The organism is Candidatus Pelagibacter sp. HIMB1587 (assembly GCF_052047775.1).
Taxonomy (GTDB): Bacteria; Pseudomonadota; Alphaproteobacteria; order Pelagibacterales; family Pelagibacteraceae; genus Pelagibacter.
Map to the genome: position 1 here is coordinate 243,995 of NZ_JBNAJJ010000002.1, position 24,247 is coordinate 268,241.

The 24,247-nt window shown below is 28.8% G+C and carries 29 protein-coding genes and 1 tRNA gene; 18 read left to right on the forward strand and 12 right to left on the reverse strand.

The window, feature by feature from the left end; translation table 11 throughout:
* Nucleotides 1-4 precede the first annotated feature (4 nt).
* From hisH to ACTTBE_RS05800, 6 genes are read left to right on the forward strand one after another with little or no spacing between them, the layout of a single operon-like run.
* Nucleotides 5-631, forward strand: a complete 627-nt coding sequence (gene hisH, locus ACTTBE_RS05775; RefSeq protein WP_440677558.1) for an imidazole glycerol phosphate synthase subunit HisH — start codon at nt 5-7, stop codon at nt 629-631.
* Nucleotides 631-1,356, forward strand: a complete 726-nt coding sequence (gene hisA, locus ACTTBE_RS05780) for a 1-(5-phosphoribosyl)-5-[(5-phosphoribosylamino)methylideneamino]imidazole-4-carboxamide isomerase (protein ID WP_440677559.1) — start codon at nt 631-633, stop codon at nt 1,354-1,356. The genes hisH and hisA overlap by 1 nt, the downstream gene beginning before the upstream one ends.
* On the forward strand, nt 1,349-2,104 hold the full coding sequence (gene hisF, locus ACTTBE_RS05785) for an imidazole glycerol phosphate synthase subunit HisF (protein WP_440677560.1): 756 nt from the start codon (nt 1,349-1,351) through the stop codon (nt 2,102-2,104). Before hisA ends, hisF begins: the two co-directional genes overlap by 8 nt.
* A gap of 1 nt (nt 2,105) precedes the next feature.
* Nucleotides 2,106-2,378 carry a phosphoribosyl-ATP diphosphatase gene (gene hisE, locus ACTTBE_RS05790; RefSeq protein WP_075506069.1) on the forward strand — a complete coding sequence of 91 codons (273 nt, stop codon included), beginning with the start codon at nt 2,106-2,108 and terminating at the stop codon, nt 2,376-2,378.
* Nucleotides 2,375-2,740 carry a histidine triad nucleotide-binding protein gene (locus tag ACTTBE_RS05795; RefSeq protein WP_440677561.1) on the forward strand — a complete coding sequence of 122 codons (366 nt, stop codon included), beginning with the start codon at nt 2,375-2,377 and terminating at the stop codon, nt 2,738-2,740. Before hisE ends, ACTTBE_RS05795 begins: the two co-directional genes overlap by 4 nt.
* Nucleotides 2,737-3,240 (forward strand): GNAT family N-acetyltransferase, encoded by a 504-nt coding sequence (locus ACTTBE_RS05800; RefSeq protein WP_440677562.1) that lies wholly within the window; start codon nt 2,737-2,739, stop codon nt 3,238-3,240. The genes ACTTBE_RS05795 and ACTTBE_RS05800 overlap by 4 nt, the downstream gene beginning before the upstream one ends.
* Here ACTTBE_RS05800 and ACTTBE_RS05805 read toward each other — a convergent pair.
* Both ACTTBE_RS05805 and ACTTBE_RS05810 read right to left on the reverse strand, forming a co-directional pair.
* Nucleotides 3,237-3,782: an outer-membrane lipoprotein carrier protein LolA gene (locus tag ACTTBE_RS05805; RefSeq protein ID WP_440677563.1), complete on the reverse strand. Its 546-nt coding sequence runs from the start codon at nt 3,780-3,782 to the stop codon at nt 3,237-3,239. The genes ACTTBE_RS05800 and ACTTBE_RS05805 overlap by 4 nt on opposite strands.
* On the reverse strand, nt 3,783-5,867 hold the full coding sequence (locus ACTTBE_RS05810; RefSeq protein WP_440677564.1) for a DNA translocase FtsK: 2,085 nt from the start codon (nt 5,865-5,867) through the stop codon (nt 3,783-3,785).
* A 62-nt stretch (nt 5,868-5,929) separates the two neighbouring features.
* On the opposite strand from ACTTBE_RS05810, the gene ACTTBE_RS05815 reads away from it, so the two are divergent.
* Nucleotides 5,930-7,006: a ubiquinone biosynthesis protein UbiB gene (locus ACTTBE_RS05815; RefSeq protein ID WP_440677565.1), complete on the forward strand. Its 1,077-nt coding sequence runs from the start codon at nt 5,930-5,932 to the stop codon at nt 7,004-7,006.
* On the opposite strand, the gene ACTTBE_RS05820 is transcribed toward ACTTBE_RS05815, so the two are convergent.
* Nucleotides 7,007-7,645, reverse strand: a complete 639-nt coding sequence (locus tag ACTTBE_RS05820; RefSeq protein WP_440677566.1) for an LON peptidase substrate-binding domain-containing protein — start codon at nt 7,643-7,645, stop codon at nt 7,007-7,009.
* A gap of 48 nt (nt 7,646-7,693) precedes the next feature.
* Here ACTTBE_RS05820 and ACTTBE_RS05825 point away from each other — a divergent pair, with 48 nt between their 5' ends.
* The 3 genes from ACTTBE_RS05825 to ACTTBE_RS05835 all read left to right on the forward strand — a co-directional run bounded on the left by ACTTBE_RS05825 (nt 7,694) and on the right by ACTTBE_RS05835 (nt 9,131).
* Complete coding sequence (locus ACTTBE_RS05825; protein WP_440677567.1) at nt 7,694-8,548, forward strand: sulfotransferase domain-containing protein; 855 nt, start codon at nt 7,694-7,696, stop codon at nt 8,546-8,548.
* 154 nt (nt 8,549-8,702) lie between these two features.
* Nucleotides 8,703-8,777, forward strand: a tRNA-Gly gene (locus ACTTBE_RS05830).
* A gap of 6 nt (nt 8,778-8,783) precedes the next feature.
* On the forward strand, nt 8,784-9,131 hold the full coding sequence (locus ACTTBE_RS05835) for a 4a-hydroxytetrahydrobiopterin dehydratase (protein WP_440677568.1): 348 nt from the start codon (nt 8,784-8,786) through the stop codon (nt 9,129-9,131).
* Here the strand turns inward: ACTTBE_RS05835 and purH are convergent.
* From purH to ACTTBE_RS05865, 6 genes are all read right to left on the reverse strand, one after another.
* Nucleotides 9,121-10,656 carry a bifunctional phosphoribosylaminoimidazolecarboxamide formyltransferase/IMP cyclohydrolase gene (gene purH / locus ACTTBE_RS05840; RefSeq protein ID WP_440677569.1) on the reverse strand — a complete coding sequence of 512 codons (1,536 nt, stop codon included), beginning with the start codon at nt 10,654-10,656 and terminating at the stop codon, nt 9,121-9,123. The genes ACTTBE_RS05835 and purH overlap by 11 nt on opposite strands.
* Nucleotides 10,656-12,281: a heparinase II/III domain-containing protein gene (locus ACTTBE_RS05845; protein WP_440677570.1), complete on the reverse strand. Its 1,626-nt coding sequence runs from the start codon at nt 12,279-12,281 to the stop codon at nt 10,656-10,658. The genes purH and ACTTBE_RS05845 overlap by 1 nt, the downstream gene beginning before the upstream one ends.
* Before the next feature lie 4 nt (nt 12,282-12,285).
* On the reverse strand, nt 12,286-12,945 hold the full coding sequence (gene rpe / locus ACTTBE_RS05850) for a ribulose-phosphate 3-epimerase (protein WP_440650809.1): 660 nt from the start codon (nt 12,943-12,945) through the stop codon (nt 12,286-12,288).
* A 28-nt stretch (nt 12,946-12,973) separates the two neighbouring features.
* Entirely contained in the window at nt 12,974-13,330 is a 357-nt protein-coding gene (locus ACTTBE_RS05855; RefSeq protein ID WP_440677571.1) for a hypothetical protein, read from the reverse strand.
* A gap of 69 nt (nt 13,331-13,399) precedes the next feature.
* Nucleotides 13,400-15,214, reverse strand: a complete 1,815-nt coding sequence (locus ACTTBE_RS05860; protein WP_440619142.1) for a sodium:solute symporter family protein — start codon at nt 15,212-15,214, stop codon at nt 13,400-13,402.
* A complete protein-coding gene (locus ACTTBE_RS05865) occupies nt 15,214-15,474 on the reverse strand; it encodes a DUF4212 domain-containing protein (protein WP_440613626.1) in 261 nt (86 codons plus the stop codon). Before ACTTBE_RS05865 ends, ACTTBE_RS05860 begins: the two co-directional genes overlap by 1 nt.
* Before the next feature lie 121 nt (nt 15,475-15,595).
* On the opposite strand from ACTTBE_RS05865, the gene ACTTBE_RS05870 reads away from it, so the two are divergent.
* Nucleotides 15,596-16,219 carry an esterase gene (locus tag ACTTBE_RS05870; RefSeq protein WP_440677572.1) on the forward strand — a complete coding sequence of 208 codons (624 nt, stop codon included), beginning with the start codon at nt 15,596-15,598 and terminating at the stop codon, nt 16,217-16,219.
* On the opposite strand, the gene acs is transcribed toward ACTTBE_RS05870, so the two are convergent.
* Genes acs through tsaD form a run of 3 tightly spaced genes read right to left on the reverse strand, consistent with a single transcriptional unit; the run spans nt 16,216 to nt 19,783 of the window.
* Nucleotides 16,216-18,282 carry an acetate--CoA ligase gene (gene acs, locus ACTTBE_RS05875; RefSeq protein ID WP_440677573.1) on the reverse strand — a complete coding sequence of 689 codons (2,067 nt, stop codon included), beginning with the start codon at nt 18,280-18,282 and terminating at the stop codon, nt 16,216-16,218. The two genes, ACTTBE_RS05870 and acs, sit on opposite strands and share 4 nt — an antisense overlap.
* Before the next feature lie 14 nt (nt 18,283-18,296).
* Nucleotides 18,297-18,710 (reverse strand): EVE domain-containing protein, encoded by a 414-nt coding sequence (locus ACTTBE_RS05880; RefSeq protein ID WP_440677574.1) that lies wholly within the window; start codon nt 18,708-18,710, stop codon nt 18,297-18,299.
* A complete protein-coding gene (gene tsaD / locus ACTTBE_RS05885) occupies nt 18,710-19,783 on the reverse strand; it encodes a tRNA (adenosine(37)-N6)-threonylcarbamoyltransferase complex transferase subunit TsaD (RefSeq protein ID WP_440677575.1) in 1,074 nt (357 codons plus the stop codon). The genes ACTTBE_RS05880 and tsaD overlap by 1 nt, the downstream gene beginning before the upstream one ends.
* A 55-nt stretch (nt 19,784-19,838) precedes the next feature.
* On the opposite strand from tsaD, the gene hemC reads away from it, so the two are divergent.
* From hemC to ACTTBE_RS05920, 7 genes are all read left to right on the forward strand, one after another.
* Complete coding sequence (gene hemC / locus ACTTBE_RS05890; RefSeq protein ID WP_440677576.1) at nt 19,839-20,756, forward strand: hydroxymethylbilane synthase; 918 nt, start codon at nt 19,839-19,841, stop codon at nt 20,754-20,756.
* Nucleotide 20,757: 1 nt separating this feature from the next.
* Nucleotides 20,758-21,456: a uroporphyrinogen-III synthase gene (locus tag ACTTBE_RS05895; protein ID WP_440677577.1), complete on the forward strand. Its 699-nt coding sequence runs from the start codon at nt 20,758-20,760 to the stop codon at nt 21,454-21,456.
* 2 nt (nt 21,457-21,458) lie between these two features.
* Nucleotides 21,459-22,544, forward strand: a complete 1,086-nt coding sequence (locus ACTTBE_RS05900; RefSeq protein ID WP_440677578.1) for a mechanosensitive ion channel family protein — start codon at nt 21,459-21,461, stop codon at nt 22,542-22,544.
* Nucleotides 22,541-22,831, forward strand: a complete 291-nt coding sequence (locus tag ACTTBE_RS05905; protein WP_262589968.1) for a YggT family protein — start codon at nt 22,541-22,543, stop codon at nt 22,829-22,831. The genes ACTTBE_RS05900 and ACTTBE_RS05905 overlap by 4 nt, the downstream gene beginning before the upstream one ends.
* An 8-nt stretch (nt 22,832-22,839) precedes the next feature.
* Complete coding sequence (folD, locus tag ACTTBE_RS05910; RefSeq protein WP_440677579.1) at nt 22,840-23,685, forward strand: bifunctional methylenetetrahydrofolate dehydrogenase/methenyltetrahydrofolate cyclohydrolase FolD; 846 nt, start codon at nt 22,840-22,842, stop codon at nt 23,683-23,685.
* A gap of 79 nt (nt 23,686-23,764) precedes the next feature.
* On the forward strand, nt 23,765-23,968 hold the full coding sequence (locus tag ACTTBE_RS05915; RefSeq protein WP_262589965.1) for a hypothetical protein: 204 nt from the start codon (nt 23,765-23,767) through the stop codon (nt 23,966-23,968).
* Nucleotides 23,969-23,971: 3 nt separating this feature from the next.
* Entirely contained in the window at nt 23,972-24,244 is a 273-nt protein-coding gene (locus tag ACTTBE_RS05920; RefSeq protein WP_440677580.1) for an SHOCT domain-containing protein, read from the forward strand.
* Nucleotides 24,245-24,247: the final 3 nt, after the last annotated feature.

Consider the following 24,247-nt stretch of genomic DNA (forward strand, 5'->3'; position numbering starts at 1 on the left):
TTTAATGAACGTCACAATTGTTGATTATAATTCGGGTAATATAAGCTCGGTAATAAACTCTTTTAAGGAGGTTGCGAGAGATAAAGTAAATATCGAAGTAACTTCAGATTTAAACAAGATTAAATCTTCCGATAAAGTAGTTTTGCCTGGACAGGGTTCGTTTAAGAGTTGTGTTGATGCACTTAATGATATTAATGGTTTGGTAGATGCATTAAACGAATTTGCAATAAGTAATAAAAAACCACTTCTAGGAATTTGTGTTGGTTTACAAATGTTTGCAGACATAGGTTATGAAGAAACAGAAACAAAAGGACTTGGCTGGATTTCAGGCAAGGTATCAAAGATAGATAATCAAAATGGAAAATATAAACTTCCACATATCGGCTGGAACGAAATTAATATAATGAAAAATAGCAAAATATTTAAAAATATTGAAAATAAATCTCACATGTATTTTGTTCATAGTTATGAGTTTGTTCCAGAAGATAAAAAAGTAATTTCGGCAATAACAGATTATTCTTCGAATATCGTTTGTTCAGTTGAAAAAGAAAATATTTTTGGAACTCAGTTCCACCCTGAAAAAAGTGATAAAATTGGGCTCAAAATAATTGATAATTTTATAAATTTATAATGAAGATATTTCCAGCAATAGATATTAAAGACAAAAAGTGTGTGAGGTTAGTAAAAGGAGATTTTAATAATAAAACTGAATACGAAATGTCTCCAGTTGAACAAGCAGCCAAATACAAAGATCATGGTTTTAAAAATTTACACATAGTTGATCTAGATGGAGCTTTAACTGGTGAAACAGTAAATTTAGATATTATTGAAGAAATAGTGTCCAAATTTGATCTTAAAATTGAAATTGGTGGAGGAGTAAGAAATTTTGAAAGTATTCAGAAATATACTGATGCTGGTGTAGAAAAAGTTATTTTAGGAAGTGCTGCTATTAAAGATAAAATCTTTTTAAAAGAAGCTTGTAAAAATTTTCCAAATAAAATTGCTTTAGGATTAGATGCTAAAGATGGTTATTTATCTGTTTCTGGGTGGAAAGAAAATTCAAATCAATTGACTTTAGATTACTTAAAGGAAGTGAATGAATATGGCGCAAGTAGATTAATTTACACCGATATTAATAGAGATGGAATGAAACAAAGTCCTAATTTTGAAGAAACAGTTAAGGTTGCTGATACATCAAATTGTCCAGTAATTATATCTGGTGGAGTTTCATCAATTGATGACATTAAAAAAGCTAAGGAATTAAATAATAAAAATATCGAAGGTATTATAGTTGGAAAAGCTATTTATGATGGCGACATAAAATTGGATGAATTAGCTAGGGAAGTAAATGCTTAAAAATAGAATAATACCTTGTTTAGATGTTAAAAATGGCCGTGTTGTAAAAGGAATTAACTTTGTTGATCTGCAGGATGCAGGTGATCCAGTTGAACAAGCTAAAATTTATTCAGACGGAGGAGCAGATGAAATTTGTTTCTTAGATATCACCGCGTCAAATGAAAATAGAGATACTATTTATGATGTAGTAGAGAAAACTTCAAAAAAATGCTTTGTTCCATTAACAGTTGGTGGAGGTGTTAGAAGTGTTGATGATATAAATAAATTACTTAATTGTGGAGCAGATAAAGTTTCTATTAATACTGCAGCAGTTCAAAATCCAGAAGTAGTAGTAGAAAGTTCTAAAAAATTTGGGTCTCAATGCATTGTGGTAGCGATTGATGCTAAAAAAAATGGAGATAAATGGGAAATTTTTACTCATGGCGGAAGAAATAATACTGGCATTGATGCAATAGAATTTGCAAAAAAAATGGAAGATAGTGGAGCAGGAGAGCTGCTAGTTACCTCTATGGATCGAGATGGTACTCAAGTTGGTTATGATATTGAGCTTATGTCTAAAATATCTTCTAAAGTAAATATTCCGGTTATTGCTTCAGGTGGAGTTGGAAATTTAGATCATTTAGTTGATGGAATTAAATTGGGAAATGCCAGTGCAGTCTTAGCAGCATCAATATTTCATTATGGCAAACACTCCGTAAAAGAAGCTAAGGAATATCTGGATTCAAAAGGAATACCTGTTAGAATTTAATATGCTTAATACTTTAGAAAATCTAATTAAACTTGCAAGAGAAAGAAAAACCAATCCAGTTGAAGGCTCTTATACAAATAAATTACTTACTGACAAATCTCTAAGTAAAGCTAAGGTCTTGGAAGAAATTGATGAATTAATTGAAGCTATAGAAGAAAATACAAACAAAATACACGAAGCAGCTGACGTATTTTATCATTTATTAATGTATTTAGAAGCTAATGATGTGAAAATTGAAGAAGTAATGGAAGAATTAGAAAAAAGGAAAAAATGAGCTACGACGAGAATAATATTTTTGCTAAAATTTTACGTGGAGAGATACCTTGTAATAAAATTTATGAGGATGATTTTGTTTTGTCATTTCATGATATCAACCCACAAAAAAAAGTTCATGCTTTGGTAATTCCCAAAGGAAAATATATAGATCTTGATGATTTTAGTGTGAATGCATCATCAGAAGAGATGGTAGGTCTTTTGAAGGGTATAAACATAGTTGCTAAAAAGCTCGGTGTTTCAACAGAAGTAGGCCAAGGGTATAGGGCACTAGCTAATATTAGTGAACATGGCGGTCAAGAGGTCCCTCATTTGCATTTTCATTTATTTGGTGGTGAACGTGTTGGAAAAATGGTTGAGTGACAGAAGAAATTAAAAGAAGCTATCTTGAAATAAACTCCCTTAAAGATTTACAAGAGAGCGAAAAACCTTCAGACGATTATATTGTTAAATTAATTGAACCAACTGATTTCCAGTTAAATAAATTTTTTTATAAAAATATAGGCAAAAATCATAAATGGATTGATAGATTGATGTGGTCAGAAGAACAATGGATTAAATATGTATCCAGCAAAAATGTTAAAACTTTTGTACTAAAGAATAACAAAGATCTAGTTGGTTTTTTTGAATTAATTATTCATTTTGAAAAGAAAGAAGTAGAAATAGCATACTTTGGAATATTGGAAGAATATCAAAATAAAAAATTAGGATCATTTTTATTGTCTGATGCTATTAAAAAGTCATTTCATGAAAATGTAGAGAGGGTTTGGCTTCATACATGCTCATTAGATCATAAGAATGCACTTAATAATTACTTATCAAGAGGTATGAAAATTTTCAAATCTGAGATTGTCAAAATTTAATTTTGAAGTGGAGTTTTAAATATTTTTTCATCAACTACTTGGTTTAATTTTATTGAATAAAGTAGTGTTACCGCAGTATTTTGATAGATATCTTTTGTTTGCCAACCAACTAATTCATAATTCCTAATATCAAAAAAAATATCTATCAACTGATTATTCTCTTTTATTGTAAATTTTATCAGAGAATTATTAATTATTTCCTCATTTAATTCTGAAATTTTTTTTAATAAAAAATTTTTATCCAAAATAAAATTTAAGGGTGTTTTATTTAGGGCATATCTATAATAACTTAAATTTGATTTTATAACTAAAGATTTTCCATTAGAAACCATAACTTTATTTTTTTTATCATATTCACAGAATATTTTTTTTGGATACTGAATTGTACAATTACCTAATTCGATTTTACCATTAATGTTTTGCTCAAAATCAAAATTTAAATTTGATATATTTTCTAATTTATTAATTATTTGATTTTTATTGTTTGCGTATACTTGATTAGATAAGCCAATGAGAAAAATTAGAATAATAATCTTTAACATTTAAAGAACGTCTCTTTTACCAACATGATTTGCTTTACTCACAATTCCATCAGCTTCCATCATGTCAATTATTCTCGCTGCTCTGTTATATCCAATTTGAAGTTTTCTTTGTAAAAATGATGTAGAAGCTTTTCCCTCCGATCTAATTATCTCAACGGCTTGTTTATATAACTCATCCTTATCTCCTTGATCTGTATTTAATCCCAACTCTTTTTCGTCTGCAAAATTTAAAATTTCATCAATATAATCAGGTTCTGCCTGTGATCTTAAAAAATTATTTATTTTTTCTATTTCATTATCTGAAACAAACGGAGCGTGAATTCTTACTATTCTGTTAGCAGAAGACATATAAAGCATATCTCCTTTTCCTAAAAGCTGTTCCGCCCCTTGTTCTCCAAGAATTGTCCTACTATCTATTTTTGATGTTACCTGAAAAGATATTCTTGTTGGAAAATTAGCTTTAATTGTGCCCGTAATGACATCGACGCTAGGTCTCTGAGTAGCCATAATGATATGAATGCCTGCTGCTCTGGCCATTTGTGATAATTTTTGAATATAATTTTCTATTTCTTTCCCAGCAACTAACATTAAATCTGACATTTCATCAACTACAACTACTATGTATGGCATTGGAAGTTTGTGTTTTGTATTATAACCATCAATATTTCTAACTCCCTCTTTCGTCATTAATCTGTATCTACTTTCCATTTCTTTTACGACCCAACCAAGCACAGATGCAGCCTTTTTAGCTTCAGTTATAACAGGGCATAATAAATGAGGAATACCTTCATATGTTGAGAGCTCAAGCATTTTAGGATCAATCAGTATAAACTTACATCTCTCAGGTGTGTGACGATAAAGAAGTGATAAGATAATTGTATTAATACAAACAGATTTTCCTGAACCTGTTGTACCAGCAATTAGTAAATGAGGCATTGAAGATAGATCTCCTACAATAGGTTTTCCAGAAATATTTTTACCAAGGGCTATAGGCAATTTTGTTTCCTTCTTTTTAAAATCTGCGTTATTTAAAATTTCACTAAGATAAACGTTTTCTCTTGAATTATTTGGTAACTCAATACCTACTGTATTGCTACCTGGTATAGTTGAAATTCTGGCAGATTCAGAACTAGTATTTCTAGCAATGTCATCTGATAAATTTATAATTTTAGAAACTTTTACTCCAGCAGCTGGCTCAAATTCATTGAGTGTTACAACTGGGCCATGACTTACTTTTTGAATTTCTCCCTTAACTCCAAAGTCCATTAGAATTTTTTCTAAAAATTTAGGATCATTTGTTTCATTTTTATTTGAATTTTCTCTTTCTTTCTTAGTTGGAACTTTTAACAATTCAATTTTTGGTAATTGAAATTTATTTTTAGAATTTGATTTATTTTCTGCTTTAATAAATGGCAAGTCTTCTTGTATTAAGTTTTTGATTTCCTCTTGAGGAATATATTCACTTATAAGTTCACTTTTATCAGTGTAAGATTTATTTTCTTTTTTATTAAAAAATTTAAAAATTTTAGTTAAAAAATTATAAAATTTAATAGGATGAAAATTTACACTTAATAGAAATAAAGTAATTAATAGTATAATTAAAATATAATAAATCAATTTTTCATTTATAAGAATAATTGAGTTTAAAAAAGTTTGTCCAAAATAGCCTCCTACAAAACCTCCATTACCATTTATATAAAGTGTAAAAGCATCAGAATAAAAATGGTTTAAAAATAACGTTCCAATTATAATATATAATATTGCTATAAAAGTATTTTCAATTATTAAAAAAAACTCCTTTAATCGAAATATATTGATACCAGTAATTATGTATGTGAAAGAAATAAGATAAGCAATGAATCCAAAAGATTGAAAAAAAAGATCAGAAATAAAACTTCCTTGAAAACCTAATAAATTTTTAATTTTAGTATCTTTAGGAAAAATAAAGTTAGGGTCTTCAGGTGAATATGAGAAAAGTGCAATAAATAAAAGAATACCAGCAGAGAAAATTACTATACCAGATATTTCTGCTAATCGCTTTAAAGTAAAATTAAGTAATAAATTAACTGTTTTTTTAATGTCCATTTATACAAATCAATTATACCACTTTGTATCATCTAATTTTTGTTGTTAAAATTAAAAATAATATGAGGATTTGTTTAATAGGTAGTGGACTAACTAGTTTAGCTTTAGCTAAAGCTTTAGTTAATCAGAATATACATGTAGATATTTTAAGAGATAAAAAAAAACAACTAATAGATCAATCTAGGACTATAGGTATTACAAAAAGTAATGTTGAGTATTTTAATAATAATATAGTTAATGTTGATAAAATAATCTGGAAATTAAATAAAATTGAAATTCTCTCAGATAAACTAAATAAAGAAAAATTATTGGAGTTTCAAAATAAAAATCAAGAACTTTTTTCAATGGTTAGAAGTTTTGATCTTTATAATATCTTAGAAAAAAGTCTCAAAAAAAATAAATTAGTTAAAATACAAAATCAAATAAATTTAGAAAATATTCAAAACAAATATAATCTTTTAATTAATTTAAATTTTTCAAACCTAATTACAAAAAAATTTTTTAGTAAAAAAATTATCAAAAGATACAAAAGTTTAGCTTATACTTTAATAGTAGAACATGAAAAAATCGATAATAAAATCGCTAGACAAGTTTTTACAAGGATTGGACCTTTAGCGTTTCTACCTATTTCTAATAAAGAAACCTCTATTGTTTATTCAATAAAAAATACTGCTAAAATACAAGAAGAAAATTTAATTGAACTTATTAACTTACATAATCCAAAATATAAAATAAAAAAAATTAAAAAAATATCTTCATTCGAATTATTGTCTGCAAATTTAAGAAATTATTATCATAATAATATATTAGCTTTTGGTGAATTAACTCACAAAATACACCCTTTAGCTGGACAAGGTTTTAATATGACTATTAGAGATATAAAAATATTGTTAGAGATAATCCAAAACAAAATAGATCTTGGATTACCAATAAATAGTTCTGTTAATGAAGAATTCCAAAAAAATGTAAAACATAGAAATTTTATTTTTTCCAACGGAATTGACTTTATTTATGAATTTTTTAATTACGAAAGTAAGATTGAGAATAATTTTCTTGTAAATTCTTTAAAATATATTGGAAGAAAAAATTCTATAAATAACATACTAAAAAAATTAGCAGATACTGGTTTGAATTATTGATTATTGAATAGTGTTATTTTCATAGATATCATGAGTGTATGTTTTTAATATCTCTGCAATTTTATTTTTTCTAATATCTAGATTTTGTGCTTCCAACAAAACTTGTTTTTCTTCTAAGGAAAAAGGTGACGCCATAGCTAAGGCATTTATTGTCTCGTCTAAACTTTGTTTTTCTAATGCTTTCCAATTAATGATAAAACCTTTTTTTTCAAACAATGATTTTAAATCTTTAAAAATTAGCTCTAAATCTGAAAACTTAAGATCTTCTTTTTTATTTTCTAAATCTTCAATATAGTCATCATAGTTTACTTCCAAAATTCTATACTTGGTCAAAGTATCTATTTCTTTAATGAATTTAAATCTTGATACACCCTTTAATTCTATTAAATATCTGCCATCATCTGTTTCTCTAAAACTAGTAATTTTTCCAACGCACCCAACTTGATGTAAATCGGGAAGCTCATTTTGATTATTTGAGTTTTTGGGCTGTATCATTCCAATTAACTTGTTTGATTTCATACTATCATCAACCATATCAATATATCTTGGCTCAAAAATATTTAGTGGAACAGCAGTTTTTGGAAATATTATAAAATTACTTAATGGGAATATAGGTAATTTAGAAGGAAGATTTTTCATATATTATTATTAACAAAAATTAAATTATTGTTCTATATTTATAATTATATGATTATATGGATTGCATCTTATCCTAAGAGTGGAAATACTTGGCTAAGAGCTTTAATAAGTACATATTTTTTTTCTAAAGATGGTGTTTTTAATCAGAGTTTATTAAAAAATATTGATCAATTTCCTACAAGTAACTATTTCAAAGAATTTAATCATGACAAAAACATTCCAGGTGACACTTGTAAATATTGGATTAAAGCACAAGAAAAGATAAACTCTGCATCAAAAGTTAAATTTTTTAAAACACATAATGTTTTTGGAAAAGTCAACAATTTTGATTTCACAAATTCACAAAATTCTTTAGGTTGTGTTTATGTTGTGAGAGATCCAAGAAATGTTATTACATCCGTTAAAAATCATTATCAATTAGATGACAAGCAAGCTTTTGAATGGATGGCTCAAGAGAAAAAATTTATATACAATGTTTTAGAATTTGAAAAAGATGGGTATAGTGATTTTCAATTTATAAGTTCTTGGAGCACAAATTATAAATCTTGGAAAGTTCAGAAAAAAATCCCAGTTAAAATTATAAAGTATGAGGATTTATTAAATTCTACTTATGTAACATTTTCTGATGTTTTAAGATTTATAAACAAAATTACACATAATAAAAAAAATCTTGATAAAGATAAGATTAAAAAAACCTTACGATCTACCACTTTCGATGCACTTAAAAAAAATGAGGCAAAATACGGATTTTCTGAAGCTATTACCAATAGAGACAACAGAGATAAGAAAATACCTTTTTTCAATTTAGGTCCCAAGAATGACTGGAAAAAAATTCTGAATGAAGAATATAGAAAAAAGATACAAATAGCTTTTGAAAAATATTTAAATGAATTAAATTATTAATTAATTTTTTATAATTTAAATCTACCAAATATTTTCTGAGCATTTAACTTGTCCAATTCTGTTTCGCTGTAGAACACAGTTAGGTAATAATTTAATTAAAATAGTCTCTTGCTAAAAAATCAAAAACCTTCTATTTTCAATAATAATTTAAGTTGCGGGCATAGCTCAGTGGTAGAGCGTCTCGTTGCCAACGAGAAGGTCGAGGGTTCGACCCCCTTTGCCCGCTCCAAATTTTATGAGTGAAGATCTTTTAAAAAAAAAATGTTTACCTTGTGAAGGTGGTGTGATCCCATTCGACATTTCTGAAATTCATAAATATCAAAAGAAAGTTGATGGTTGGGAAATTAAAGAAGATGAAAATAAAATATTTTTTTTACATAAAAAATTTAAATTTGAAAATTTTATAAAAAGTCAAAACTTCATTAACGAGGTTGGAAAAATTTCTGAAGAGGAAGGACATCATCCAGATATAAGTTTTGGTTGGGGTTATGCAGAGATTAAAATTACTACTCATGCAATTAAAGGTATTTCAGAAAATGATTTTATTTTAGCCGCTAAGATAGATAGAGTTACTAATGTCTGAAATGTCTTGTCTTAGAAAAGACTAGAATAGTACCTGTTTCATTAGCAAATTTAATTATTTCTTTGTCTCTAATAGATCCTGAAGGTTGAATAACAGCTTGAACTCCTGATTGAACTAATTTTTCAATTCCGTCTACAAAAGGGAAGAAAGCGTCTGACGCTGCAACTAAATTATTTCCAAACAGATTAAATTTTCTCATTTTATTAATTGCTATCTCACAGCTATCTAATCTGCTTGATTGGCCCGATCCAATACCAACAATTGATTCATCTTTTGCAAGAACAATTGCATTTGACTTGACATATCTACAAACATTGAATGCAAAAATTAAATTTCTAAGCAGCTTAGGACTTGGTTTTCTTTTAGACACAATTTTAAAATCTTTATTTTTGAATATTTTTAAGTCTTCAGATTGAACTAATATTGCTTCATTTGATGAATTGAATTTTGTAATTTCACTAATTGAATAATTTGTTGCATCAATTACACGTAAATTTTTTTTAGTTTTAAATATCTTTAGAGATTCATTATCAAAACCATTAGCAATAATTACTTCTAAAAAAAGTTTATTTAGTTCAACTGCAAGATTTTTCCTTATTTTAAAATTACAAGAAACAATTCCTCCAAAAGCACTTATGGGATCACATGCTAATGCAGATTTATAGCTATCTATAGGATTTGAATTTATTGATACACCACAAGGGTTTGTATGTTTTACAATTACAGTACCTTTGTTTTTTGGTAAAGATTTTGAAATAGTTAATGCAGCAAAAATATCGTTGTAATTATTGTAGCTTAGTTGTTTTCCTTGAAGTTGTTTTAAATTATTTTTTAAATTTTTCGAATAATATCCACTAAATTGATGTGGATTTTCTCCATACCTAAGTTTTTCAATTAAATTTGCAGAAAAAACTTTTTTATTTGGCAAGTGTATATTAGCCTTTTTATTAAAATAACTTGAAATTACAGAGTCATAGTAAGCAGTTTCAGTAAAGGCTATTCTTGATAGTTTTTCTCTGAAATTTAATGATGTAGCTCCATTATTTTTATTTATTTCATTTATTAATTCTTGATATTGATCTGCAGAAGTAATCACTGTTACATCATTATAATTTTTAGCAGCAGACCTAACCATAGTGGGACCTCCCACATCTATATTTTCAATTATTTTTTTGTGATTATTTGTAGTTTCTAAAGTTTTTTCAAAGGGATAAAAATTTACAATTACTAGATCAATATTTTCAAAATTATTTTTCTTTAAGTCATTTAAATGTTTTTTATTGTTTCTTTTATTTAAGATTCCTGCGTGTACTTTTGGATGTAGGGTTTTAACTCTTCCCTCTAAAATTTCAGGAGAATCTGTAAAATCAGATACTTCTAAACAATTAAATTTTAATTTTTTTATTTCTTTATAAGTTCCACCAGAACTAATAATTTTGATTTGATATTTTTTTAAAGTTTCTAAAACTGGTTTTAAATTATTTTTATCTGATACAGAAATAAGAGCTGTCTTTATTTTTTTCATTATATTTTACTTATTTCCCATTTAATTATTTGTTCATTTTCATTACTCATGCCAGAGATAAATATATTTTGGTTTTCTTGATACGAATTTTTATTACCGAAATATAAACCATTATCAATATTTATATCATAGTTATCACAACTAAATTGCCAACCTTCATCTTCTAATTGTATTAATATAAACTTATTATTTTGTGTTTTCATAACTTTAGAGTCGGGATGAAGATGAAATCTAATATCAAATTTAATTTGCTTATCAGGATCTTTTCTTACTATTTTATCATGACCAATAAATTTAAATTGTTCAGGATAGAATTCTATTTCTCTATGATGATCTAATTTAAACTTTTTGAAGTAACCATTATGACTAGCTGAAATTTTCCAATAATTCTTCTCAAAAACTATATTTTTATTTTCAATTTTTAAATCTTTTTGTATCAAAAAATTATCACCAGCTTTAATAAAATCGCATGAAGAATAATCTTCAATTGAAAGTGTACTTTGTAAAGCGGTGCTTTTGGAAAATTTATTCAGCCTGTTTTTTGGATCTGGATAATATCCAGAATTTGAAATTAATTTTTTATCTTTAGAAAAAATTTCAAAAGATAAAGCGCCTGCCTGATAATTTTTGGTATATATTTTTTCAGGATTTGATCCAATGTCAGCTGCTAGGATAAATTTTTTATTTTGCAATATTGTATATCCAGCTAACTCATTTATTTGATTTTTAAAAGTATATCCAAATCGTTTTAAATATTGGTCAAATTCATTATGATTAGATGAATAATTTCCATTAAAAAAGATATCTTGCTTTATATTTTGCCATACAAAAGCATAACTGGATCCTAAATAATATATAGTTTCATCAATATATTCTGGAATTGGATTTTGTGATTCTTTAAACCACTCTCTAATAATGATGAGATATTTGAGATAAAAAACTAAATTTTGAATATTTCTTGATTTGGGAAAACCTTGTTTATTAAGAGAGTGTTTGATTAAATTTTTTAATATATTTAAACCACTGTCTAAATAATTTTTCTCATCTTTATACGCTAAACCTGTTAAAATTATTGCAGCACAGCCAATCAGTTTTTCTTCTGTTTCATCTAAATTTTTGATCTCATTTAATAAATGGTTAGTTTGTTTTTGAAGCATATGATTAAAATACAATCTATATTCTTCATTACTATCTTCATAAGTTAACTGATGATTAGAAAGCCAAGCAATAATTCTTTTTGCAGTAATATTGAATTCCCAAATATTTTCATCAAATTTTTCATTTTTATTAATCCAATTGAGAATAATTGATTGCGTGGTTTCTTTAGATGATTTTAAATCCAAACTAAAAAACCAAAAAAAATTGTTTAGTTTTTTAAAGTCTTTAGAAGAAATATTGTTTGTCCAGATAGTTTCAGTTACAAAATCTTCAATTTTATATTTTTTTTTCTGATACTTTATAATTGAAGATAAAAGATGAGGGCTTGGTTTATATTCAAAATTGTTGTCAAAAGTTTTTGAAATTCGTTTTTCATAAAAATTTGAACTTTTATATAATTTTTTAAATGAAGATTTTAACTTAAAAAATATTCCATTAGAAAGATTTAAGGAATTTTGAGATTGCATTAACTTATTTTGTTTTTAATAAATTAATATTCTTTTTAATATCTCCATCATTGCTTTTAAAAACCGTTGTACCAGATACAAGAATATTAGCACCAGCTTCAATTGCTATTTTACAATTATCAAAATTTATCCCACCGTCTATTTCAATATCAAAGTTAAGTTTTTCTATTTCTCTAATATTCTTTAATTGTTTAATTTTTTCTAAAACTTCTGGCATGAATTTTTGTCCACCAAACCCAGGATTTACACTCATTATTAAAACTAAATCAATTTTATCTAAAAGATTTTTAATTAAATCTATACTTGTTTCAGGATTGAGAGATACTCCTACCTTTTTCTTTAGATCTTTTATTTTATTTATTGTCTCTTCTAAATTATCAGTTGCTTCAGGATGTACGGTAATTATATCTGCTCCTGCATCAGCATAAGCTTCTATATATTTATGCACTGGAGAAATCATTAAATGAACATCGAATTTTAATGAACAATGTTTTCTGAGAGCTTTAATTACTGGAGGACCGATTGTTAAGTTTGGAACAAAGTGTCCATCCATAACATCTACATGAATCATGTCAGCTCCACCTTCCTCAAGCCTTTTTATTTCAGTACCTAATTGGCTAAAATCAGCTGATAAAATTGATGGAGATATTTGTATATTTTTCATTGATATCTAGACTTACTAGTATCAATTTTTAAAATTTAATTGAATTAAAAAATTGATAAATCTGCCTAGAAATTTCACTTTCAAGGGGGAAGGATAACATTCCCATAACTGAATATCCCAAGATCCAAGGCATCAAATAAAATCTAATCATAAAAAAGAACCAAGCCACGTAAAGAGGTACCAATGGTTGAATTATGAAAGAAGGAGTAACAGGTTTAAAAATTCTTAATAAGGGATTGGTAAATTTTACAAAAGCTTTCATGAAGAAAAAATTTGAGTCCTCTCTTTGAAAGATATTCATTGCTACTCTTCCAACTAAAGTCCACATTATAATTCCAAGAATATAGTCAATTACATAAACTAAAGGGTGAAAGTTAGCAGACATTAAGGAATTTATATTTGATCTTAAAAAGAAATAAAAGGGGCGAAATTAATCGCCCCTTAAAAAGATTATTTATTTTTGGCCGCCGATTACAGATGCACCCGCAGGTACCCTAGAATCATCAACCATTTTTTGTGTTGCAGCGCTCGGTGCTGAAGTCATTAAACTTACAACAACCATAGCTACTAAGCTAACAGTAGATCCGAAGATACCAAATGTTAACTGAGTAATTCCTAAGAATCCGCTTCCACCACTTCGTACCCAAACTAGATACGCGAAACCAGAAACTAATCCTAAGACCATACCAGCTATAGCACCTTCTTTGTTAGCTCTCTTCCACCATACACCAAGTACAAGTGGCCAGAACAATCCAGACATCGCAAAGTCAAAAGCCCAGATTACTGAACCTAAGATACCTTGGATCTCCATTGCTGCAATAGTTGCTCCTGCAAAACCAATTACTACAAGTAATACCCTTGCAACAACTAGTCTCTTAGCAGTCTCAGCTTTAGGGTCTACCATTTTGTAGTAAACGTCATGCGAGATTGCATTTGCAATTGCAAGAATCAAACCATCTGCAGTTGACATCGCAGCTGCCAAACCTCCAGCAGCAACTAGACCTGAGATTACATATGGTAATCCAGCAATTTCTGGCGTTGCTAATACAACGGCTTTACCACCCATGAAGAACTCGTTTAATTCAACAGTTCCATTTCCGTTAAAGTCGCTTACAAACATCAGATTTGCTTGGTTCCAGTTTTGATACCAATCGATTGCTTGAACTTCTGCAATTGATTTACCAATAATACCTGTCGGTAAGTTTGGATCAATCAAAGCAAGTTTAGATAGTGTCGCTAACATCGGTGCAGAAGAATATAGTAGGAAAATAAAGAATACTGACCAACCTACTGATTTTCTAGCTGCTTTTACACTTGGAGTAGTAAAGAACCTCATCATTACGTGTGGTAATGAAGCTGTTCCCATCATCATTGCTAATGCTAATGAGATGAAAGCCCAAGGTGTTGCGTTTACTTCAGAGTGAGCTTTAGTAATACCAGCTAACCCTTTAGGTACTGTAGCTAAATCAGCAGCAGAGTTTTTAACAAAACCATACTGTTGTTCTAACTCACCAATTCTAGCAACTTCATCAGCTAACATGAAGTGTGGGAAGAAACCCGCACCAATATTATTACTGATCCAGAATACTGGAAGTAGGTAAGCTATAATTAGCACAATGTATTGTGCAACCTGTGTCCAAGTTACCCCTCTCATACCACCAAGCATTGAACATAGTAAAATACTAACTAGTCCAACATATACTGCGTATTGGAATGGGATATCTAAAGCAACAGCTGCAATAGTACCTGTAGCGTTAATTTGTGCAGTCACATACGTGAATGATGCAACAGTTAAAACGATAACTGCCATCAATCTTGCAGTATTACCACCGTATCTAGTACCTACGAAATCTGGAACTGTGTAACATCCAAATTTTCTTAAGTATGGTGCTAATAAAGTTGCAACTAACACATAACCACCTGTCCAACCTACAAGCAAAGCCATATATCCATAACCTTTGAAGTAAATACCACCTGCCATCGCAACGAATGAAGCACCAGACATCCAGTCAGCTGCTGTTGCCATTCCGTTGAATACAGTTGGAACCGTTCTTCCAGCTACGTAATAGTTACTTGCTTGGGCTGTTCGAGATAGCCAACCAATTGCTGCGTAGATGAAAATGGTAAAACCTACAAAGCAAATACCTATTGCTTTTGCAGACATACCCATCTGCTCACCAATCGCCATTAAGATTATGAAACCTATAAATCCACCCGTGTAGATTCCATAAACTTTAGGCAAGTTATCTATAAAATTACCCTTAATCATTAGTCGTCTCCTTTTTCACTAAAGCCGAACTCTTCATCAATTTTTTCTTGTCTACCTGCAAACCAGAAAATCAGGATTACAAATATGGCAAGAGAACCTTGACACGTGAACCAATAAGTTAATGGATATCCAAAAGGTCCAGTAACTTCGTTCATTTCAGCTCCGAAAAGGAATATACCCATTGAGAATACAGCCCAGATTGCAAGTGTTACAAACAACAAGCCCCTGGTCTTTTCCCAGTGTTGAGCGTTTTTCGCCATGTATACCTCTCTTTTTTAGTTATAACTGATAAAACCTTAACCATTATGAAAGAGAATAAAAGTGTAAAATTAGCCGTATTAGGTTAATTTTTTCATTTATTTTCAATAAAATTAACTTTTTATGAGTAAAAAAAAATTAAGTTGGAAAGATTTATCTTTGAGTGATTTCAAAGTTTATTTTTTTTCTTTGTTCAAAGCTTTTATTCCTAAAACAAAAATTAAAACTTTAGATGAGTTAGAAGAGTTTATACAAACAAAATCTGCATGGGTATCTCAAGTTACACTTTATAGTTATTTAAAAACTAGAATGGGGACAAGATATGTTCTTCATTTCGATAATGATGAATTTATGAAGTCTGTAAATGAAGCTAAATGGAATATATATTCTGTTGCTCTCCAAGATTTAACGTTTTTTACTTTTTCTTATTTAAAGGTTAATTCTAGTTTTAATGAACTAGATAAAGCTAAGGAAATTTTTTTAAAAATTTTAGATGATGAGACAACGAACAACATGCCTTTAAATGTCATCGAAGTTGCAAAAAAAGAATTTGATGAAAGACTAATTAATATTGATTGGGAAAAGTATCATAATGATCGTCCTTTCAACCCAAGTGCTTTATCAATGTATAAATGGGCACCAATAGCTGATGAGCTAAAAACACTTGATCGAAAAATAGTTTTAAATTCTGTTATTTTAAAATGGGATGTTATTAAAAAAGAATTTATAGATAGAATACAGTTTTAAATATTTTTTCTGTTTTCAACCAAACTATCAACAACGCTAGGATCAGCCAAGGTAGTTGTGTCTCCTAATTGACCATGTTCATTTGCAGCAATTTTTCTTAAAATTCTTCTCATAATTTTTCCAGATCTTGTTTTTGGAAGTCCCGGAGTGAAATGAATTAAGTCAGGTGTAGCAAGTGGACCAATTTGTTTTCTTACCCAAAGTTTTAGATCTCTTTCGAGTTCTCCAGTTTCCCTTTCACCAGCATTTAACGTTACATAACAATACAATCCATTACCTTTAATATCATGTGGGTAACCCACTACTGCTGCCTCTGCTACTTTCGGATGAGCTACAAATGCACTTTCAATTTCAGCTGTACCTAAGTTGTGTCCTGATACAATAATTACATCATCTACTCGACCTGTAATCCAATAATATCCATCTTTGTCTCTTCGACATCCGTCACCAGTAAAATATTTGCCTTCAAACTGAGAAAAGTAAGTATCAATAAATCTTTGATGATCCCCATATACTGTTCTCATTTGTCCAGGCCATGATTGAGCTATGCAAAGTCTTCCTTCTCCAGGTCCTTTTATCTCTTTGCCTGATTTATCAACCAACATAGGCTTAATTCCATAAAATGGTTTTGTTGCAGAGCCAGGTTTTAAAGGAATAGCACCTGTTTGAGGGGCAATTAATATCCCTCCTGTTTCTGTCTGCCACCATGTATCTACAATTGGGCACTTAGAATTTCCTACTGTTTTGTAATACCACATCCAAGCTTCTGGATTTATTGGTTCACCAACAGTTCCAAGTAACTTTAAAGATTTTCTAGACGTTTTTTTTACAGGCTTATCACCTTCTCTCATTAGAGCTCTGATTGCAGTGGGTGCAGTATAAAAAGTATTTACTTTGTATTTATCTACTATTTGCCACCATCTAGAACTATCAGGATAGTTTGGTATTCCCTCAAACATTATAGTTGTTGCACCGTTCGAAAGAGGACCATAGATAATATAACTGTGACCTGTTACCCAACCAATATCAGCAGTACACCAATAAATATCTTTTGGTTTGTAATTAAAAATATATTGATGAGTCATTGATGCATACACCATGTATCCACCTGTTGTATGTAAAACTCCCTTTGGTTTTCCAGTTGAACCTGATGTGTATAAAATAAATAAAGGATCTTCTGCGTTCATTTCCTCTGGCTCACACTGAGAAGGAACATCTTTAATTAAATCATGATACCAAACATCTCTATCATAATTCCAACTAATTGAATTTCCTGTACGTTTAACAACGATACATTTTTTTACATTAGGACAGCTCTCTAATGCTTCATCAGTTGTTTCTTTTAATGGAATAGTTTTTCCTCCCCTAACACCTTCATCTGCTGTAATTATATATTCAGACTCACAGTCATTCACTCTTCCAGAAATAGAGTCTGCTGAAAAACCTCCAAAAATAATTGAGTGGACTGCACCAATTCTAACGCATGCTAACATTAAAATAGCAAGTTCTGGTATCATTGTAAGATAAATTGTAACCCTATCTCCCTTTTTAATACCTAATTTTTTTAAACCATTTGCTGCTTTTGAAACTTTTTGATGAAGCTGTTTGTAAGTAATTCTTTGACTATCTTTTGGATTATCACCAACCCAAATTATTGCTGTTTTATCTTTTTTATCTTTTAGATGTCTATCTATACAGTTTGCAGATGCATTTAGTGTTCCATCTTCAAACCATTTAATGTTTACTTCTTTAGAACTGTATTTAACATCTTTAATTTTTTTATAAGGTTTAATCCAAGTAATTCTTTTTCCTTCTTTTTTCCAAAATTCGTCGTTATTTTTTATAGATTGAGAATATTTTTGTTCGTATTTACTTTTATTAGCTAAACTGCTTTTGATCCACTCAGGTTTAGTTTTTATAACTAATTCAGGAGTAGGTTTTTCATTTTGTTTTAAAATTTTTTTTGATTTTTTTCTTTTAACTTTAGTTTTTTTCTTAACTGCAGTTTTCTTTCTTACTTTAGTTTTCTTTTTAGATTTTGCTTTTTTCTTTTTTTTTGGCATGGATTATTTTTTTTTTAAATTTTACTCATGTTATTTATAATTTTCCAGCTTTTATCATCAATTGGCATTACCGAAAGTCTACTTTGTTTAATAAGCGCTAAATTGCTTAAATCCTTATTTTTTTTGATATTTTCAAGGGTCACTGGTTTGGAGAACTTACTTTTAAATTGGACTGTTACTGCAACAAATCTTCCAGTTTTATCAGTTTTATCTAGATAGTGTTCTTTAATTACTTTTACTATTCCAACCACTTCTTTACCAATATTAGAGTGATAAAAAAAACATAAATCATCCTTCTTCATACTTTTTAAATTATTTGCTGCTTGATAGTTTCTAACACCGTCCCAAGACGCACCTTTTTTGCCAGCCTTAATTTGCTGATCAATTGACCAAACATCTGGTTCAGATTTTAATAACCAATAATTCATTACAGTTGTACTCCAGCACCTTTTAAAAATGCAGCTTTTTCATCTAAAGGCCATCTTGGTTTAGCTGGATAATCCAAAGTATTAAATTCATTTAATTTGTATTTTTCTAGACCTACCATTGCAATCATTGCAGCATTATCTCCACAAAGTTCTATTGGTGGAAATATACTTTTATAGTTATTAGCTTCACATAAATTAATTAACATAGATCTAATTTTTTTGTTAGCAGCAACTCCTCCTGCAACTACAAAAACTTTTTCTTTTAATTTATTTTCTTTTTCAAATTCTTCAAATGCTATCTTTGTTTTTTTATTAAGAATTTCTTCAACAGTTTTTTGAAAAGAAGCTGCTAAATCAAATTTTTCTTGTTCTGTTTTTATAGATTTTGCAATTTTTAAAATTGCAGTTTTTAATCCTGCAAAAGATAAATTGCATCCACCTTTATTAAAAATTGGTTTGGGTAAATCATATTTCTCAGGATCTCCTTTTTTTGCCAAAACTTCGATTTGTGGTCCACCAGGAAATTCAATTCCCAAAAGTTTAGCTGTTTTATCAAATGCTTCACCTAATGCGTCATCAATAGTTGTTCCTAATCTTTTATATTTTCCAAGACCTTGAACACTTAAATATTGTGAGTGACCTCCTGAAATTAATAATAATAGATAGGGATAATTTAAATGGGAATTTAACTTAGGACTTAATGCATGACCCTCGAGATGGTTAACTGCTATAAAAGGTTTATTGATTGCGCTTGCAAAAGCTTTTCCAAAACTTAAACCAACTGACAAACAAACAATTAAACCTGGCCCAGCAGTTGCAGCAACAGCATCAATTTCTTCAATTTTTTTTCCACTATCTGAGATTGCTTTTTCAACAATCCAGTCTATTTTTTCTATATGTGATCTTGCGGCTAGTTCGGGAACTATCCCCCCAAATTCTCTGTGAACATCAACCTGACTAGAAACAATATTGGATAAAACTGTTGGAATTCCTTTGTCATTTTCAGTTATTATAGATGCTGCAGTTTCATCACAGCTAGTCTCTATTCCAAGAATTAAGGGTTTTTTACTCATTCAAATAGTTTTTAATAATTGTACAATCTCAATACAAGTAAGAAATAAATTTTTAATGAATAGAAAAATTATAATAGGCTCAAGAGGAAGTAAATTAGCTTTGCTTTATGCGCAAAAAGCTAGAGATAAAATTATTGAAACTTTAGACTTCCCAGATGATCAGATTGTTATTCAAACAATAACTACAAAAGGTGATCAAATTCAGGATCGGAGATTATCAGAGGTCGGTGGTAAGGGTTTATTTTCTAGTACGATTGAAAAAGAACTGAAAGAAAAAAAAATTGATATAGCCGTGCATGCATTAAAAGATATGCCAGCCATTGAAACTGAGGGACTTAGAACAAAGTCATTTTTACAAAGGACAGATCCAAGAGAAATTTTAATAACAAATGATAAGAAAAATATTAAGGAATTAAAACAAAATGCAATAGTAGGAACCTCATCTTATCGAAGGGAATTTCAAATTAAAAAAATAAGATCAGATGTAAAATGTAAATTAATAAGAGGAAATGTAGATACCAGAATTAAAAAGCTAAAAGAAGGTATTTATGATGCAATAGTTTTATCTTATGCAGGTATAAAATATTTAAATTTAGATAATGAAATTTCTGAAATTTTTTCGACTGATCAAATTATTCCAAGTGCAGGCCAAGGTATTATTGCTTTACAGTGTAGAGATGATGATGATGAAATTATAAAAGTTTTGGAAAAAATAAATCACAAAGATACTTATATGAGAGCTCACATAGAGAGAAACATTTTAAAGGTATTGGAAGGTGACTGTGAAACTGCAATAGGTGCTCATTCAATTATAGAAGGGGATAAAATTACAGTTGAAGCTGAACTATTCTCATTAGACGGTTCCGAAATATTTTATGAAAAAAAATCTGGAAATATTGATATGTTTAAAGAAATTGGAACAGAAGTTGGTAACACTTTAAAAATTAAATCAAATAATTCATATAAAAAGTAAAATGCATATTTTGTTAACCAGACCTATAGAAGATTGTTCAGAAATGATAGTTAAGTTTCAATCTTTAGATCACAAAGTATCTCACCTACCATTAATAAATATTGAAAAAGTTCAACATGAAGAAATTAACTCTGGTGATTATGGTGGTTTAATTTTTACAAGTTCTAATGCTGTAAAAAATTTAAATGTAGAAAATTTAAATAAAAAATTAATTTGTTTTTGTGTTGGTAGTGCTACAGAAAAAAAAGCTAGAAGTTTGGGATTTCAAAATACAATTGCTGCAGAAGGAAATGTTTCAAACCTTAAAGAATTAATTTTGCAAAATTATGAATTAAAAGAAACTCCACTTCTTTATGTGAGTGGTGAGATCATAACAACTGATTTAGACCAACAATTATTAAAAGAAGGGTATGCTGTTAAACGTATTATCAATTATAAAGTAAATCATACGGAAAAATTTGATGAAAATTTTGTTAACGAATTAAAGCAGAATACACCAGACATTGTTTATGTTTATTCTCAAAATAGTGCCTCTAGTTTCTTAAATTTTATAAAAATCTATCAAACAGAAAACCTTTGGATGAATACAAACTTGATGTGTATAGGTGAAAAAACCTCGTCAATATTGAATGAAATCAAATGGAAAAAGATATTTCTTTTTAATCCTGGAGAAGAAGAGTTTTTGTTATATAAAATTTAGGTATGGAATTAATAAATAATTTTTCTGAAATATTTTTATCTGTTTGGAAAAAAGGAATACTTGGTGTTGATATTTTTCAAATTTTAATTGGAATAGGTATATTCTTACTTTTTTTAGTCTTCAGAGGGTTAATCAGTAAATTAATTATAAAAAAATTAGAAATTATCTCAAAAAGAACAACAAATAAATTAGATGACACTTTTGTTCAGTCATTAATTGGTCCAGCTAGATTTCTACCAATTGTATTAGGTTTCTTTATTGCGAGTTACTACATGACCTTTTCAACAGAAGGAAGAGAAGTAGTTGATACAATTAATAGAACGTTAATTACGATATTAATTTTTTGGGTTATTCATCAAATTATAGAACCCATTTCATATATTTTAAGTGGACTAGATAAACTTTTAACTAGAGAACTTATTGGTTGGATAATTAAATCACTTAAGATTTTAATATTTATTTTAGGATTAGCTGCAGTACTAGAACTATGGGGTATTAAGATAGGACCAATTATTGCTGGTCTTGGTTTGTTTGGGGTTGCTGTTGCGCTTGGAGCACAAGATTTATTTAAAAATTTAATTTCTGGAATTTTAGTATTAGTTGAAAAAAGATTTAAAATTGGAGATTGGATTGCAGTAGATGGGATTATTGAAGGCACAGTTGAAAAAATTGGTTTTAGATCAACAACAATAAGAAAGTTTGATAAATCTCTAGCGATTATTCCTAATTTTCAATTTGCAGAAAATGCTGTGGTTAATGTTAGCGAAACATCTAATTGGAGAATTAGATGGATCATTACATTGCAGTACGACTCCACGATCGATCAATTAAAAAAAATAAGAGAGGAAATTGAAAGTTATATAAACAACAGTGAAGACTTTAATCAATCAATTGGAGTTGCGGTTAGAATTGAGAAGTTTTCTGATAGTTCAATAGATTTATTGGTGAGATGTTTTACGAATTCAAATAGTTGGAGTAATTCTCTAGAAGTTAAAGAGAGATTAGCAATTGAAATTAAGCAGATTGTAGAAAAAAATAATGCCTCTTTTGCTTTTCCAAGTCAGTCAATTTATGTTGAGAAAAAATGATAGCAATTTTTTATTTAGTTTTACAGATTTTGAAACTGTATTCTTATGTTGTAATAGCAAATGTAGTTATAAGCTGGTTAATAGCATTTAATGTTTTAAATACTCAAAATAGATTTGTTTACTCAATTTTAGAGCTTACTTACAAATTGACTGAGCCAATACTTAATAAAATTAGACGTTTTTTGCCCAATTTAGGATCACTAGATATTTCACCAATCATTCTTCTTTTATTGATTTGGTTTATTGAAATGTGTATGAAGCTCTACATCGCACCAATTATATTTTAGAAAGTAAAATGATTTTAATTGACGGAAAAAAAGCTGCAGCTGAATTAAGAGAAGAATTAAAACAAGAAGTATCAGGACTTAAATCCAAATATAACAAAGTCCCCGGTTTAACGGTTATATTAATTGGAGATCTTACTCCAAGCCAAATTTATGTTCGTAATAAAGAAAAATCAGCAAACGAAGTAGGATTAAAATCGGAAGTAATTAAATATCCAGATAGTGTTGAAGAAAAAACTGTTTTAGAAAAAATTGAAGAATTAAATAAAGATGAAACAGTTTCAGGAATTTTAGTTCAATTACCATTACCAAAACATATAGATAAGCAAAAAGTTATTGAGGCTATTGATCCTTCTAAAGATGTAGATGGTTTTCATCCAATGAATGTAGGAAATCTTTCATCAGGTTATGAAAGCTCAGTTCCTTGTACGCCTTTAGGCTGTTATTTGTTAATTAAAAAAATTGAACCAAATTTGAATGGAAAAAAAGCAGTAGTAGTTGGTAGATCAAATTTAAATGGAAAACCAATGACACAATTACTTTTGAAAGAAAATTGTACCGTAACAATTACTCATTCAAAAACTAAAGATCTAAAAGCTGAATGTTTAGAAGCTGATATAATTGTTGCAGCAGTTGGAATACCTGAGCTTGTAAAAGGAGATTGGGTAAAGAAAGATGCAATAGTAATTGATGTTGGTATCAATAAAACTGACAAAGGTATTGTTGGAGATGTTGATTTTGAAGATGTGTCAAAAAATGCAAAAGCTTTAACCCCAGTTCCAGGTGGTGTAGGGCCAATGACTATCGCTTGTTTATTAAAAAACACAATTGAGTGTTTTAAAAGATCACAAAAATAAAGACTTTTTATATAAGTTTAATTGTCTCAAGGATATTTAAACTGATTTAATTACCGTTGTATTTGATAAGCTCGTTTTGATGAAAAAACCAAAATATGAATACAGAATTGCAATAATAATGATTTTATTAACTGCAGTTCCAATTGGAGCCACTCAATTGGGTTGGTATTTATATAATAAACAAGTTGGTTTTGATTTTGGAATGATTGCTGGAGTTTTTTCTGTTATCTTAGCTGGATATTTGATGTATGAAAAAGGTTGGAGAGATGAGGATGAGGATTAATTAATGGAAAAAATTATTTTTTTTGCTTTAGCAGTTCCAATTCTAGGATTTGTTTTTTACCTAGGTGGTTCCGCAATCATGAAAGGTTTTAAGGCTAAAGTTGATAATCGACCTATTAAATCTGAGGAAACAGAAATAGACTCAGAAACAGTAATTAGACCTTCAAATAGTAACGATTTAAGTTCTGAAATTTCAAAATTAAATGAGTTGTACAAAAATGGAGCTCTTACCCAAGAAGAGTTTGAAAAAGCTAAAAGTAAATTACTGAATAGCTAAACT

Coding starts and splice junctions, on each gene's coding strand:
- hisH (WP_440677558.1), top strand. CDS start 5: ATGAACGTCACAATTGTTGATTATAATTCGGGTAATATAAGCTCGGTA.
- hisA (WP_440677559.1), top strand. CDS start 631: ATGAAGATATTTCCAGCAATAGATATTAAAGACAAAAAGTGTGTGAGG.
- hisF (WP_440677560.1), top strand. CDS start 1,349: ATGCTTAAAAATAGAATAATACCTTGTTTAGATGTTAAAAATGGCCGT.
- hisE (WP_075506069.1), top strand. CDS start 2,106: ATGCTTAATACTTTAGAAAATCTAATTAAACTTGCAAGAGAAAGAAAA.
- ACTTBE_RS05795 (WP_440677561.1), top strand. CDS start 2,375: ATGAGCTACGACGAGAATAATATTTTTGCTAAAATTTTACGTGGAGAG.
- ACTTBE_RS05805 (WP_440677563.1), bottom strand. CDS start 3,782: ATGTTAAAGATTATTATTCTAATTTTTCTCATTGGCTTATCTAATCAA.
- ACTTBE_RS05810 (WP_440677564.1), bottom strand. CDS start 5,867: ATGGACATTAAAAAAACAGTTAATTTATTACTTAATTTTACTTTAAAG.
- ACTTBE_RS05815 (WP_440677565.1), top strand. CDS start 5,930: ATGAGGATTTGTTTAATAGGTAGTGGACTAACTAGTTTAGCTTTAGCT.
- ACTTBE_RS05820 (WP_440677566.1), bottom strand. CDS start 7,645: ATGAAAAATCTTCCTTCTAAATTACCTATATTCCCATTAAGTAATTTT.
- ACTTBE_RS05825 (WP_440677567.1), top strand. CDS start 7,694: ATGATTATATGGATTGCATCTTATCCTAAGAGTGGAAATACTTGGCTA.
- ACTTBE_RS05835 (WP_440677568.1), top strand. CDS start 8,784: ATGAGTGAAGATCTTTTAAAAAAAAAATGTTTACCTTGTGAAGGTGGT.
- purH (WP_440677569.1), bottom strand. CDS start 10,656: ATGAAAAAAATAAAGACAGCTCTTATTTCTGTATCAGATAAAAATAAT.
- ACTTBE_RS05845 (WP_440677570.1), bottom strand. CDS start 12,281: ATGCAATCTCAAAATTCCTTAAATCTTTCTAATGGAATATTTTTTAAG.
- rpe (WP_440650809.1), bottom strand. CDS start 12,945: ATGAAAAATATACAAATATCTCCATCAATTTTATCAGCTGATTTTAGC.
- ACTTBE_RS05855 (WP_440677571.1), bottom strand. CDS start 13,330: ATGTCTGCTAACTTTCACCCTTTAGTTTATGTAATTGACTATATTCTT.
- ACTTBE_RS05860 (WP_440619142.1), bottom strand. CDS start 15,214: ATGATTAAGGGTAATTTTATAGATAACTTGCCTAAAGTTTATGGAATC.
- ACTTBE_RS05865 (WP_440613626.1), bottom strand. CDS start 15,474: ATGGCGAAAAACGCTCAACACTGGGAAAAGACCAGGGGCTTGTTGTTT.
- ACTTBE_RS05870 (WP_440677572.1), top strand. CDS start 15,596: ATGAGTAAAAAAAAATTAAGTTGGAAAGATTTATCTTTGAGTGATTTC.
- acs (WP_440677573.1), bottom strand. CDS start 18,282: ATGCCAAAAAAAAAGAAAAAAGCAAAATCTAAAAAGAAAACTAAAGTA.
- ACTTBE_RS05880 (WP_440677574.1), bottom strand. CDS start 18,710: ATGAATTATTGGTTATTAAAATCTGAACCAGATGTTTGGTCAATTGAT.
- tsaD (WP_440677575.1), bottom strand. CDS start 19,783: ATGAGTAAAAAACCCTTAATTCTTGGAATAGAGACTAGCTGTGATGAA.
- hemC (WP_440677576.1), top strand. CDS start 19,839: ATGAATAGAAAAATTATAATAGGCTCAAGAGGAAGTAAATTAGCTTTG.
- ACTTBE_RS05895 (WP_440677577.1), top strand. CDS start 20,758: ATGCATATTTTGTTAACCAGACCTATAGAAGATTGTTCAGAAATGATA.
- ACTTBE_RS05900 (WP_440677578.1), top strand. CDS start 21,459: ATGGAATTAATAAATAATTTTTCTGAAATATTTTTATCTGTTTGGAAA.
- ACTTBE_RS05905 (WP_262589968.1), top strand. CDS start 22,541: ATGATAGCAATTTTTTATTTAGTTTTACAGATTTTGAAACTGTATTCT.
- folD (WP_440677579.1), top strand. CDS start 22,840: ATGATTTTAATTGACGGAAAAAAAGCTGCAGCTGAATTAAGAGAAGAA.
- ACTTBE_RS05915 (WP_262589965.1), top strand. CDS start 23,765: ATGAAAAAACCAAAATATGAATACAGAATTGCAATAATAATGATTTTA.
- ACTTBE_RS05920 (WP_440677580.1), top strand. CDS start 23,972: ATGGAAAAAATTATTTTTTTTGCTTTAGCAGTTCCAATTCTAGGATTT.